The sequence below is a fragment of the Stenotrophomonas sp. YJH_SMC_101-4 genome, assembly GCF_059370395.1.
Genome location: NZ_JCAFTP010000004.1, coordinates 190,067 through 203,311, shown reverse-complemented (window position 1 = coordinate 203,311; position 13,245 = coordinate 190,067). Strand labels below are relative to the sequence as shown.

Annotated in this window: 10 protein-coding genes; 4 read left to right on the top strand and 6 right to left on the bottom strand. The window is 66.6% G+C overall.

The genetic code is table 11. The features are described 5' to 3' along the window. Positions 1–158: 158 nt before the first annotated feature. From AC5P8D_RS15210 to AC5P8D_RS15200, 3 genes are all read left to right on the top strand, one after another. Complete coding sequence (locus tag AC5P8D_RS15210; protein ID WP_010481563.1) at positions 159–896, top strand: winged helix-turn-helix domain-containing protein; 738 nt, start codon at positions 159–161, stop codon at positions 894–896. Then, on the top strand, positions 893–2,182 hold the full coding sequence (locus AC5P8D_RS15205; protein ID WP_414614876.1) for an ATP-binding protein: 1,290 nt from the start codon (positions 893–895) through the stop codon (positions 2,180–2,182). The genes AC5P8D_RS15210 and AC5P8D_RS15205 overlap by 4 nt, the downstream gene beginning before the upstream one ends. 140 nt (positions 2,183–2,322) lie before the next feature. After that, positions 2,323–3,123 carry a MipA/OmpV family protein gene (locus tag AC5P8D_RS15200; RefSeq protein WP_043400505.1) on the top strand — a complete coding sequence of 267 codons (801 nt, stop codon included), beginning with the start codon at positions 2,323–2,325 and terminating at the stop codon, positions 3,121–3,123. A gap of 72 nt (positions 3,124–3,195) precedes the next feature. Here AC5P8D_RS15200 and clpB read toward each other — a convergent pair whose 3' ends face one another. Both clpB and AC5P8D_RS15190 read right to left on the bottom strand, forming a co-directional pair. Then, positions 3,196–5,781, bottom strand: coding sequence for an ATP-dependent chaperone ClpB (clpB, locus tag AC5P8D_RS15195; protein WP_010481560.1), 2,586 nt, complete (start codon positions 5,779–5,781; stop codon positions 3,196–3,198). 181 nt (positions 5,782–5,962) lie between these two features. Beyond that, entirely contained in the window at positions 5,963–6,784 is an 822-nt protein-coding gene (locus tag AC5P8D_RS15190) for a DUF3014 domain-containing protein (protein WP_049454658.1), read from the bottom strand. A gap of 170 nt (positions 6,785–6,954) precedes the next feature. Here AC5P8D_RS15190 and AC5P8D_RS15185 point away from each other — a divergent pair, with 170 nt between their 5' ends. Beyond that, complete coding sequence (locus AC5P8D_RS15185) at positions 6,955–7,665, top strand: glutathione S-transferase (protein ID WP_019338712.1); 711 nt, start codon at positions 6,955–6,957, stop codon at positions 7,663–7,665. Positions 7,666–7,692: 27 nt separating this feature from the next. Here the strand turns inward: AC5P8D_RS15185 and AC5P8D_RS15180 are convergent, their stop codons facing one another. The 4 genes from AC5P8D_RS15180 to AC5P8D_RS15165 all read right to left on the bottom strand — a co-directional run bounded on the left by AC5P8D_RS15180 (position 7,693) and on the right by AC5P8D_RS15165 (position 13,109). Beyond that, positions 7,693–9,303 (bottom strand): SulP family inorganic anion transporter, encoded by a 1,611-nt coding sequence (locus AC5P8D_RS15180; RefSeq protein ID WP_010481556.1) that lies wholly within the window; start codon positions 9,301–9,303, stop codon positions 7,693–7,695. Positions 9,304–9,904: 601 nt separating this feature from the next. Next, a complete protein-coding gene (locus tag AC5P8D_RS15175; RefSeq protein ID WP_010481554.1) occupies positions 9,905–11,623 on the bottom strand; it encodes a thiamine pyrophosphate-dependent enzyme in 1,719 nt (572 codons plus the stop codon). A 109-nt stretch (positions 11,624–11,732) separates the two neighbouring features. Beyond that, entirely contained in the window at positions 11,733–12,590 is an 858-nt protein-coding gene (locus AC5P8D_RS15170) for an XAC2610-related protein (RefSeq protein WP_414614952.1), read from the bottom strand. Between the two features lie 36 nt (positions 12,591–12,626). After that, positions 12,627–13,109, bottom strand: coding sequence for a DUF3574 domain-containing protein (locus tag AC5P8D_RS15165; RefSeq protein WP_010481551.1), 483 nt, complete (start codon positions 13,107–13,109; stop codon positions 12,627–12,629). Positions 13,110–13,245 lie beyond the last annotated feature (136 nt).

Below are 13,245 nucleotides of genomic sequence, written 5' to 3'. Positions count from 1 at the left end.
CCGCCACCATAGGCCAGCCGGGGCGTGGCACTGAGAGCCGCTGGCGATGACGTCCGTACCGCCGGTTATCAGGTTGGCCGCGATTCAGGCAGCCGTCATGGGCCGTTGCTAGGCTTCGCCGCCGGGCGCTCCTGCCCGGGCACGGAGGCCCCACGCGCATGCAGCCATCCCCTTGGACACCCACCGCCAACGGTACCCCGACCCAGGTCTTGTTGGTGGAAGACGATCGCCGCCTGGCCGAACTGGTCAGCGACTACCTGCACGAGCATGGCTTTGCCGTGCAGCACGTCGCCCGTGGCGACCTGGCCGGCGCGGCCTGCCGCCAGCATGCGCCGGAACTGGTGGTGCTGGACCTGATGCTGCCCGGCCTCGGCGGCATCGACGTGTGCCGGCAGATCCGCAGCTTCTCCGACGTGCCGATCCTGATGCTGACCGCGTGCGAGGACGACATCGAGCAGGTACTGGGCCTGGAATCCGGCGCCGACGACTATGTGCACAAGCCGATCGAACCGCGCCTGCTGCTGGCGCGCCTGCGCGCGCTGCTGCGCCGCCGCCACGGCAGCAGCAACACTGGCACGCCCTGCCGGCTGATGCATGGTGAACTGCTGATCGACCGCATGCAGCGCGAGGTGCATCTGCATGGCCAGCCGGTAGACATGGGCACCACCGAATTCGAGATCCTGTGGCTGCTGGCCAGCCAGCCGGGGCAGATCCTGTCGCGCGACCAGATCCTGCAGGCGGTGCGCGGCATCGGCTTCGACGGCCTGGACCGCAGTGTCGATGTCAGCATCGGCAAGCTGCGCCGCAAGCTGGGCGATGACGCGCGCGAACCGCGGCGGATCAAGACCGTGTGGGGCCGCGGCTACCAGTTCAACCCGTCGGCCTGGACCGCATGAAGCGGCTGTTCCTGTGGCTGTGGTTCGTCACTGGTGCCTGCTTCCTGGTGTCGGTGTTTTTCCTCAACCACATCCTGGACGGCATCTACACGCCTGTGCAGGATCGCGTGTTCGTCGAGCAGGTGCGCGGGCAGGTGTACGCCCTGCGCAGTGGCCTGGCCGGCCTGGACGCCGGCCAGCAGCGTGAGCGCCTGCAGCAGTGGCAGCCACACTACGGCATCGCGCTGACCCTGCTCGACAGTCCGCCCGCGCTCGCCCCCCAGGAACAGGCAGCCGTGAAGGCCGATGGCTTCATCGTGCGCGATCAATACCAGCAGGTCCTGCTGCCCATCGAAGGCATCGGAGGCCGCTGGCTGCACCTGCGCCTGCCTGGCGCGGTGCAGATGACGACGTACATGACAATCGCGGCATACCTCAGCATCCTGCTGCTGGTCGGCGCCAGCCTGTACGCCTGGGTGCGCCTGCTCTGGCGCGATCTTGAAGCGCTGCGCCTGCACGCCGACCGCATCGGTGCCGGTGATCTGCAAGCGCGCGCACAGGTCTCGCCGCGCTCGCAGATCCGGGTCATCGTCGAACATTCCAACCGCATGGCGGCGCGCGTAGCCGAACTGGTGCAGCGCCAACTCGACCTGACCCATGCGATCTCGCACGAACTGCGCACGCCGATCGCGCGCCTGGCCTTCGGTCTGGACCTGATGCAGGACAGTGATGATCGCGAACGCCGCGAACGGCTGGCACAGGGCCTGCACGGCGACCTGGCCGAACTCAACCGGCTGGTCAGCGAACTGCTGGCCTATGAGCGCCTTGAGCATCCCAGCGAAGGCGAGCCGATGCAGCGCATCGAAGCCGACGACTGGCTGCAGGCCTGTCTGGCCGATGCACGCCGTGATGCCGAACGCGGCGGCGTGGTCCTGCGCGTGCAGCCCAGTGCGTTGCCACGGGTGGATGCCGAGCCGCGCCTGCTGCAGCTGGCACTGAGCAATCTGGTGGGCAATGCGCTGCGCCACACGCATTCGCAGGTGGAAGTCTCGCTGGTCGGCGTCGGCGGCCGGGCCTGCCTGCGTGTGGATGACGACGGCCCCGGCATCGCCGAAGCCGATCGCGAGAAGGTGATGCGTCCATTCACCCGCCTGGACGACAGCCGCAGCCGCGACACCGGCGGCTTCGGCCTGGGCCTGGCCATTGTCAGCCGCATCGCAGCCCGCCACGGTGGCGAGCTGCGCATCAGCCGCGCCACGCTGGGCGGCGCGCGCCTGGAAATGCACTGGCCGCTGGCTGCCAGCTGAACGCCCACGGGCACGATTACAATTGATTACAACTCCCGCACAACTGCGGACGGATCGGTCGCCGGCGTATCGCCACGCTAACGACCCTGCAGCACTCGCCGGATGCGCGCGCTGCCTTCCTCCCATTGTCGAGAGTTTCCATGTCCCAGCTTCGCCGTTCCCCTGCCCTGCTCTGCCTGGCCCTGTTGCCGCTGTTCGCCGCACCGATCGCCCACGCCAAGGATGACCACTGGACCTTCGAGGTCGCTGCCGGCGGTGGCGTGGCACCTCGCTACAGTGGCAGCGAGGAGTATCGTGCAACGCCTTCGCTGTCCTTCGATGTCACCTCGCCAGGGGGCTGGTTTCTGGGCACCAGCGGCATCGGCTGGGGCACGTCCATCGGCGAGCACACGCGCGTGCGTGCCTACGTCGGCGCCAGCGGCATCCGCAAGGAAAAGGACTCCCTGCTTGGCGGTTCGGACTTCCTGCGCGGCATGGGCGATATCGATACCCGTCCCCTGGTCGGCGTCTCGGCTGGTTATACGCTGGGCGAAGCCGTGCTGAGCGGTTCCTGGCAGTTCACCCGCAAGGATGAGGACAAGGCCGAGAACGGCCTAGCCACCCAGCAGGTGCACTTGAACCTGACCCTGCCGCTGTTCGACCTGGCCGGTGGGGTGGTCAGCGGCAGTGTTTCCACCGACTACGGCAACCGCGGTTACATGCAGACCTGGTACGGCGTCAGTCCGGAACAGGCGGCGCGCACCGGCTTTGCCCAGCACAAGCCGAAGGCCGGCCTGGTCAGCGCCGGTCTCGGCCTGAAGTGGAGCCACCGCGTGGGCCGCAACGGCAACTGGTACATCTCGGCCGAAGGCACGCGCCTGCTTGGCGATGCCGCCGACAGCCCGATCGTGCAGAAGGCGAACCAGTTCGGCTTGATGAGCGGTTATACGCACCGCTTCTGAGTGAGCGCCGGGCATGGCCCGGCGTACTTCGCAGGAAACGGGGCGCTGCGATCAGGCAGCGCCCCGCATGATTCACGCCCTGGCGAACACCAGGTGACCGCCGTCGTTGCCGACTTCGATGGTGTCGCCGTTGACGAAGGCACCGGAGAGGATCTTCTGCGCCAGCGGATTTTCCAGCTGTGCCTGGATTGCACGCTTCAACGGACGCGCGCCATACACCGGATCGAAGCCAACGTTGCCGAGCAGGTCGAACGCTGCGTCGGACACCATCAGCTTCAAGCCACGCTCGGCCAGGCGCTTCTCCAGCCCACGCATCTGGATACGCGCGATCTGCTTGATCTGCTGCTTGTCCAGCGGGTGGAACACCACGATGTCGTCCAGGCGGTTGATGAATTCCGGGCGGAAGTGTGCCTGCACCACGCCCATCACCGCCGCCTTCATCTGCGTGTAGGCCTCCGGGCTGTCGTCGGTGCTCATGTCCTGGATCTGGTGCGAGCCCAGGTTCGAAGTCATCACGATGACGGTGTTGCGGAAGTCCACGGTGCGGCCCTGGCCATCGGTCAGGCGGCCATCGTCCAGCACCTGCAGCAGGATGTTGAACACATCCGGATGTGCCTTCTCCACTTCGTCGAGCAGGATCAGCGAATACGGGCGGCGACGCACGGCTTCGGTCAGATAGCCGCCTTCCTCGTAGCCGACGTAGCCCGGAGGTGCACCGATCAGGCGTGCGACGCTGTGCTTCTCCATGAACTCGCTCATGTCGATGCGGATCATCGCGTCGGCGCTGTCGAACAGGAACTCGGCCAGCGACTTGCACAGCTCGGTCTTGCCGACACCGGTTGGGCCAAGGAACAGGAACGAGCCGGCCGGACGATTCGGATCAGACAGGCCCGCACGCGAACGGCGCACGGCATCGGAGACGACCTTGATTGCTTCCTCCTGGCCGACCACGCGGTTGTGCAGCACCTCTTCCATGCGCAGCAGCTTGTCGCGCTCGCCTTCGAGCATCTTGTTGACCGGAATGCCGGTCCAGCGCGACACGACCTCGGCGATCTCCTCGTCGGTGACGCGGTCCTGTACCAGCTTGAAGTCCTTGTGCTCGGCTTCCTGCGCGGCGGCCAGCTGCTTTTCCAGCTGGGGCAACAGGCCGTACTGGATTTCGCTCATCTTGGCGAAATCCTGGCGGCGCTGCGCAGCTTCCAGCTCCAGCTTGGCCTGCTCGACCTGTTCCTTGATCTTGGTGGCGCCCTGCAGCGCGGCCTTCTCCGACTTCCAGATTTCATTGAGATCGGAGAACTCGCGCTCCAGCCCGTCGATGTCGTTTTCCAGGTCGGCCAGGCGCTGCCGCGAGGCCTCGTCCTTTTCCTTTTTCAGCATCTCGCGCTGGATCTTCAGCTGGATCACCCGGCGCTCCAGGCGGTCCAGTTCCTCCGGCTTGGAGTCGATCTCCATGCGCAGGCGTGAGGCGGCTTCGTCCATCAGGTCGATGGCCTTGTCCGGCAGCTGGCGGTCGGTGATGTAGCGGTTGGACAGCGTGGCGGCAGCCACGATGGCCGGGTCGGTGATTTCCACGCCGTGGTGCACGGCGTACTTTTCCTTCAGCCCGCGCAGGATCGCGATGGTGTCCTCCACCGTGGGTTCGCCGACGAACACCTTCTGGAAGCGGCGCTCCAGCGCAGCGTCCTTCTCGATGTACTTGCGGTATTCGTCCAGCGTGGTCGCACCGATGCAGTGCAGCTCGCCGCGTGCCAGCGCCGGCTTCAGCATGTTGCCGGCATCCATCGCGCCATCAGCCTTGCCGGCGCCGACCATGGTGTGCAGCTCGTCGATGAACAGGATGATCTGGCCTTCGTTCTTGGCCAGGTCGTTGAGCACGCCCTTCAGGCGCTCCTCGAATTCACCGCGGAACTTGGCGCCGGCGATCAGCGCGCCCATGTCCAGCGACAGCACACGCTTGCCGCGCAGGCCTTCGGGCACTTCGTCATTGATGATGCGCTGGGCCAGCCCTTCCACGATCGCGGTCTTGCCCACGCCGGGTTCGCCGATCAGCACAGGATTGTTCTTGGTCCGGCGCTGCAGCACCTGGATGGTGCGACGGATCTCCTCGTCACGGCCGATCACCGGATCGAGCTTGCCGCTCTCGGCACGCGCGGTCAGGTCGATGGTGTACTTCTCCAGCGCCTGCCGCTGTTCCTCGGCATTTTCCGACTGCACGTTCTCGCCGCCGCGAAGCTTGTCGATGGCAGCCTGCAGGCGGGTCTTGTCGGCACCGGCGGCGCGCAGCGCCATGCCCAGCGTGCCGTTGTCTTCCAGCGCGGCCAGCACGAACCACTCGCTGGCAATGAAGGCATCGCCATTCTGCTGAGCCAGCTTGTCAGTGTGATTGAGCAGGCGGCCGAGGTCATTACCCATCGAAACGTTGCCGGCCTGGCCGGACACCTTGGGCAGCGCATCCAGCGCCTCGGTCAGGCGCTCGCGCAGCACCGGCACGTTCACCCCGGCCTGGGCCAGCAACGGGCGCGTGCTGCCGCCCTGCTGGTCCAGCAGCGCGCTGAACAGGTGAACCGGTTCAATGATGCTGTTGTCACGGCCCACGGCCAGCGACTGTGCGTCTGCCAGCGCCTGCTGGAAACGCGAGGTGAGCTTGTCCATCCGCATTGCGAATCCTCATCGGTCATCAGGGCCGGCCCGCGCCGGCGATGCTGGAAAGATGCGGTTGCCCCACCCCGTTTCAAGGGTGACTGCGACTGCACCCCGAGGCCAGTCAGCCTGCGGCCAGCATGCCGGAGTGGGTGTGGTCGGCGCGTTGATCCGGATCAGTTCCGCGCGGTGGACGGGTTCAGCGGGTGATCGCGGTGCGGATCGCCCGCAGCTGCTGCTTGACCGCCCGTGCCTGCGCTGGATCCATGCGCAGCAGCGCCTTCTGGCCGATCGATCGCGACTGCAGGGTGGGATCGACGAAGCGGTAACGGCCGCGCTCATCGCGCTGCACCAGCGGCGCCTGGGCCAGTTCCGGGGTCTCCAGCAGGTGATCGATCACCGCGACCAGGCGGTCGTTGAAATATCCGTCGGGTCGGCCCAGGTCCACATAGGCCTGCTGGATCAGCGGATAGAAGCGCTTGTAGGCGGCAGCCGTCGCCGCCGGGTCCAGCGCGGTGAATGCCTGCACATAGGGCGCATAGCGTGCCCCGTTGCTGGCAGCGATCCGCTCGCCGCCCTCAGCGGGCTCGACCTGCAGACTGCCCGGCAGCGGCCGTGCGGCCAGCGCAGTGGGCGGCACGCTGGGCTTGTCCAGGTTGTCGACCAGGGTGACCAGGCGCTGGATCAGGTGATCGCGCAGCAACAGGGTCAGCGGGCCCTCGCCCTGGAACAGCTGGCTCAGTGCGCCCCAGGCAGCGGCATCGCTGTCAGCCAGCTTCGGCAGCGCCGGATCGGCTGCGACCTCGGTATCCAGCGGATGCTTGATCGGCGGTGGCGCTGGCGCGGGTTCTGCGGCCGCCTGTGGTTGTGGCGGTGCACTGGTACTGGAGGGGGTTGATTGCACCGGCACCGAGACACCGTCTGCCAGGCTCTTCAGCTGATCGCGGAACAACCAACCGCCCGCGCCACCGATCACCACCACACCCAACACCCAGGGCCATACCGCCTTTCCACTCTGCATGATGCAGCACCTCGTTTCACACGCATGGAGAGGGTGTGACCCCACCGATTCCAGCGGGTTCCCCACCTGTTCCGCTGCCGTTCGGGTTCGGGCCTGCAGCAGAGCCGCGCTCACGCCTGCTTTGCACGCCACGCGCGACGCTGCGGGTCTTGTCCTGTGGAGGCACTGCCATGCAGTACGCGCTGTATTACTGGACCGGCATCCAGGGCCGTGGCGAGTTCGTGCGCCTGGCGCTGGAAGATGCCGGCGCCGATTACATCGACATGGCGCGGGTGCACGGCGATGCAGTGATGCAGCCGTTCCTCGACGGTGGCAGCGAAGGTGCGCAGCCCTTCGCACCGCCGTTCCTGAAGGCCGGGCGACAGGTCATCGCGCAGGTCGCGGCCATCCTGGATTTTCTCGGCCCGACGTTGGACCTGGTGCCGCAAGCGGCCTCGCGGCGGATGCAGGCACTGCAGTTGCAGCTGACCATCGCCGACCTGGTGGCAGAGGTACATGACACCCACCATCCGATCGCCGCATCGAAGTACTACGAAGAGCAGAAGATCGAAGCTAAGGCCCGGGCCACGTCGCTGCGCGGCGAACGGTTGCCGAAGTTCCTTGGTTACTTCGAACAGGTGCTGGCCGCCAACGGAGGCCGACATGCATTGCGCGAGCATTCCTATGTGGATCTGTCGCTGTTCCAGCTGCTGAGCGGGCTGGACTACATGTTCCCGCGCCGCATGCAGGCACTGGCGCCGACCCTGCCCCTGCTGCGTGCGCTGCAGGAGCGGGTGGCGAAGCGGCCGAACATCGCCGCCTACCTGGGCTCGGAACGGCGGCTGGCGTTCAACACGAATGGCATTTTCCGCCATTACCCGGAGCTGGACGCCGAACGGTAGCGCCGGGCCATGCCCGGCGTCCCCCGGTCAATGATCGGTGCCTTCACCCAGCGGCTTCACCGGCTGCTTCTGCAACGACAGCAACCCCAGCAGTACCGCCAGTGCCACATACGCGCCTGCGAACTGCCAGCTGATGATGCGCGCCAGGCCTTCCAGATCCCACGGCAGGTAGATGCCACCGCGCGGGTCCACCGAGTGGATCAGGCCGAACAGGGTCAGCACCGCCGCCACCAGCAGGAAACCGCAGGCGCGGCGCAGGCGGCCATCGACCATCGCCGCCACCGCCGAGATCCACAGCATCGAGGTGATGATGAAGCCATTGCCAAGGGTGAAGATCACCGCCAGCTCGGGCAGGCCGTGGCCGTCGAGCTTAGTCAGCAGCTGTGGCAGCTGGTCCGGGGCGATCCAGCCGGGTGCCTTGATCGCCAGCAGGTAGGCCACCGACGGCAGGAAACCGAACACCATCGCACCGGTGTGGTGACGTGGCGTCGCCTGGAAGGCCTGCGTGGTGATGTCGATGGCCACGTACACGATGATCGGTGCCAGCACCGCCAGTGGCAGCCACTGCACCAGCCCGGAAATGATGCCGAGCATGCCGCCTATGCCGACGAACAGGCCGGTCAGCAGCGTATAGCCGCTGCGTGCGCCCATGTGCTTGTAGGCCGGCTGGCCGATGTACGGCGTGGTCTGCGCAACGCCGCCGCAGACACCGGCCACCAGCGTCGCCACCGCTTCCACCAGCAGGATGTCACGGGTGCGATAGTCATCGCCGGCCGCACGTGCGCTCTCGGAGACGTTGATGCCACCGACCACCATCAGCAGGCCGAACGGCAGCAGCAACGGCAGGTAGGTCATCGCCGTGGGCAGGCCTTCAAGGAAGCCCAGCGTCGGCAGCGGCAGCACCACCTGCGGTGGCACCCATTCCGGCACATGGAAGCCCGGTGCACCCAGTCCGGCCACGCCCAGGCCGTAATACAGCACGGTGCCGAACACGAAGGCCAGCAGCACGCCGGGGCCACGCACCGGCAGCTTGCCCTTGGCGATCAGCACATACAGCAGCAGGCCCAGCGTGGTGAAGCCGACCAGCGGCGAGCGCAGCGTTTCCAGCAGTGGCAGCAGGCCCATCAGCACCAGCGCGATGCCGGCAATGGAACCCAGCAGCGCCGCACGTGGCAGCGCGCGGGTGACCGCTTCGCCAAAGAACGACAGCACGAACTTGAGCACGCCCATGATGACCAGCGCGGCCATGCCCAGCTGCCAGGTGGCGATGCCCGCCGCGTGCGGGTCCATGCCCTGCTGCTTGAAGGCGAGGAAGGCCGGGCCGAGCACCAGCAGCGCCATGCCGATGCTGGTCGGCGCATCCAGGCCCAGCGGCATGGCGGTGACATCGTCGCGGCCGGTACGTGCGGCCAGCCGGCGCGCCATCAGGGTGTACAGCAGGTTGCCGACCAGCACGCCGAAGGCGGTGCCGGGGAACATGCGGCCGAACACCACGTCGGCGGGGAACTGGAAGATCCCGACCAGGGCCATGGCGATGAAGCCGAGGATGGAGAGGTTGTCGACGACCAGGCCGAAGAAGCCGTTGAAGTCGCCGGAGACGAACCAGCGACGCGGTGCGGCGGAAGCGGGAGCGGACATGGAAGGGGCGGTGGGGGTGGGGACCGCCGATGGTAGGCCCAGCGGGGCCGGCGCGCCAATTCCGAGGTGGAATGATGGGTTCCAGCCAACGGCGGGGCCCCTCGTGGCTGGGGGTGGGTCGCCAAAAGCAGCTTTATCGGAGTGGGCCGGTCGGGATGGGCTGCGCAGGACACGCCGTAAACCCGTCCCTGGGGGCTCGATGGCGCCATCCATGGCGCCAACGGTCCTGCGCAGCCCATCCCGACCGGCCCCTGACAACTCCCTGCGCGTGCCAGCCACGGAAAGGAATCAAAAGATCAAAAGCAAAAGCGGGTCGCTTCGCTCTGAGCCGAGCATGGCTCGGCTCTACACGAACAATTCGATCATTTCCAGGTTATCCACGCATGGCGTGGATCTACCGACAGATCGCAGGAAACTGTCGAAGGCGGGGTAGGTCCGGTTGCGGGGGCGTGAGCGCCATGGATGGCGCGATCGAGCTTACATGGACGTACTTGCAGCGTCCCCCGCAACCGGACCCACCCCGCCATCCCTCAGGAAACCCGCTTCTGCTCTGGCTCTGGCTCGTAGCGGGTGCAGGGCGCAGCCCTGCATCGACTAACCCCTACTTCTTCAGGAAGTTGTCCACCAGCAGATGCTTCACGTCGTCGAAGCGGCCGTTCAACACCGCCTTGGCGGCATACAGCGCGGTACCGGCCACCTGCTTGGCTTCGATCTGTGGCGGCATCACCAGTTCGGCGCGGCTGGTATGCACGTCCAGCAATGCCGGGCCACGTTGCGACAGGAAGTCCTGCACCGCTTCCTCCAGATCCTCGCTGCGGGTCACGGTGCGGCCGTGGAAGCCGATCACCTCGGCCAGGCGACCGAAGTCCGGGTTCTTCAGGTCGGTGTAGTTGTCCAGCAGGCCTTCCACCTTCTGTTCCAGCTCGACGAAGTTCAGCGAGCCATTGTTGAACACCACCACTTTGATCGGCAGGTTTTCCTGCACTGCCGTCAGCAGGTCGCCCAGCAGCATTGCCAGGCCTCCGTCGCCGGACAGCGATATCACCTGGCGGCCCGGGAACGCCTTCTGCAGGCCCAGCGCCTGCGGCATCGCGTTGGCCATCGTGCCGTGCAGCAGGCTGGTCAGCGTGCGGCGGCGGCCATTCACCCGGATATGCCGCAGCACCCAGACCATCGGCGAGCCGCCGTCGGCGGTGAACAGCGCATCGTCGGTCGCATACTTCGACAACAACGCGGTCAGGTGCTGCGGGTGGATCAGCTCGCCTTCACCCGGCTGTTCTTCCTGTTCGCGCTTCTTCAGCGCCTTGTCGCGACGCTCGATGCACTCGTCCAGGAAACTGCTGTCCTCGCGCGGCGGCAGCATCGGCAGCAAGGCATCCAGCGTCGGCGCGATATCACCGACCACGCCCAGGTTCACCGGGTGGCGGCGACCCAGATGACTGCCATCGCGGTCGACCTGGATGATCGTGGCCTTGTCCGGGTAGAACTGGCCCCAGGCGAAGTCGGCGCCGAGCAGCAGCAGCGTGTCGCACGCCATCAATGTGTGGAAGCCGGACTCGATGCCGAAGATGCCGGTCATGCCCATGTTGTACGGGTTGTCCGGCTCGACGAAGTCCTTGGCGCGCGAGGTGTGCGCGATCGGCGCCTGCAGGCGTCGGGCCAGTTCCAGCAACTGCGCGTGCGCGCCCTGGCAACCGGCACCCGCGTAGATGCCGATGCGCTTGCCCTGCCCCAGCAGCTCGGCGATACGCTGCAGTTCGGCGTCGGAAGGACGCAATACCGGCTGGGTGTAGTGCACCGAGAACGGCACATCGTGCTTGACCTCGGCCTGGCTGATATCGGCCGGGAGGATCACCACCGCCACGCCGCGGCGGCTGATCGCCGCCTGGCAGGCCAACGTGACCACGCGGCGTGCCTGTTCGGCGCTGTGCACCTGTTCGCAGAACACCGAACAACTGGCGTACACCGCCTTGAAGTCCACTTCCTGCGGGAATTCCATGCCCAGCTCGCTGGTCACCACCTGGCTGGCGATCAGCACCATCGGCGCACGGTTTCGGTTGCTCTCGAACACGCCGTTGATGAAGTGCAGACTGCCGGGTCCGCAGGAGCCGGCGCAGGCGGTCAGTTCGCCGCTCACCAGCGAATCGGCGCCTGCAGCGAACGCTGCCACTTCTTCATGGCGCACGTGCACCCAGGCGATCTCGCTGCCATGCATCGCATCGGTCACATGATTGAGCGTATCGCCCACGATGCCGTAGCAACGGCGGACACCGGCCTGCTGCAGGGCGTCCACCACGATTTCGGCCACGCGCTTGCTCATCGGATACATCCTCGAACGGGGGAACGCCCGAGGCTAGACCTGATGAAGTGATGCCCCCGTGGGCACGTCGCCCGTCGCCTCGATGTGCAAACTGCGGGCAGAGGTCTCGTCAATCATTGACGTTGATCCAGCCCAGCACCGCGCCCTGCTTCGGGTTGCGGTAGCGCAGCTTCACCCAGCCGGCCTGTTCATCCAGCATTTCCACGCGGTCGCCCTGCACGAGGTAACGCTTGGTACTGGACGCACCGGGCCGGTCGAACAGGAACAGGCGCGCAGGTACCACGGTGGCCTGCTGACCACGCAACGGCCCATCCGGTGGTGCACCCAGGCCATCGGCAATGGCGCTCTCCAGCACACCGCCGGCGGGGTCATAGGTGCGCCAGACCGCCAGAGGGCCCTGTTCTTCGGTTTGTTCCCACTGCAGCGCGGCGTTCAACGTATCGCCCAGCATCAACACGCTCTCGGCGCGGTACAGGTAGAGCTTCGCACCCGCGAACCGGTACTGGTCGGCGTACCACATCGGGCCGCTGCGGCAACTGCTGGTGAGGGTGCGGGTGGCAACGTCCACGCTCAGCCCCATCAGGTCACCGCAACTGTCCTTGCCGTGGGTGTCGGCCTGCAGCACGCGATACGAAGCACTGGCCGGATCGAAGCGGTACACCGTCACCGCTTCATTGACCATGCCCACCGAGGCGCGTGCGACCAGTTCCGGGTAGCCATCGAAGTCGACGTCCTCCAGACCCCAGCGCGAATTGCCGTCGGCATCGGCCGCGCCCGCCAGCGTCTGGCGCTTTCCCGACGGCGACAGCTGCACGGCGATGCTGCCATCCTGCTGGGGATCGGCGTGCGCCTTCACGTGCGCGGCCACCTGGAACCGCAGTGTTTCGACGTCGTCGCCACTGGCCTGCGCCGACGGTGCCAGCAATCCCGCCAGCACCAGGCCCAGCACGCATTCCCTGTGTTTCATCATCGCTCCCTGCGGCACCGCGGTGGTGCCTTCAACTCAGAACGATACCTCGACCGGCTGCCGCGACCACAGCACCGATTGATGCTTGGTCTGCTGCTTCCACGCCAGGCGGATCGCTTCGATATCGGCGCGGCGCTGCGGGGTGTCCTCGTGCAGCACCACCAGCACCTTCGTGCGCAGGCGGTTGGGCGCGGCATCACCGCGGAACAGCCACTGGCCGTAGGCATCGAACACGGTCAGGCCATCCGGGAAGCGCGGGGTCACTTCCTTGTCCAGGAACGTGCGCCACTGCGCCTCGCTGATGGTGTCGGCCTGCGGGCGGTTGCCGGCACCCTGCTCCTCGCCCACGCCGAAGTACAGCTCACTGCGCACCCAGCCATGGCCGGCGGACGGGCGTGCTGCATCGCCCTTCAGTTCGGCGGTGGTGGCCGTGGCATAGGCGCTGGGCGCCTGCGAAGAGAGGCTGGCGCAGCCGCTGGTGGCCAGCAGCACGGCGAAGACGAGGCCAAGGTGTTTCATCGGTACAGCTCCGGGGAAGGGGGACAAGGCGAGCCGGCAGCGTACAGCGCCACCGGCCCGGCGTGCTGATGCCAGCAGGGCATCAGCTCATGCCGGACTGGCAGGGGCTTGCATCGGCACCGGCCATCACGCGAAG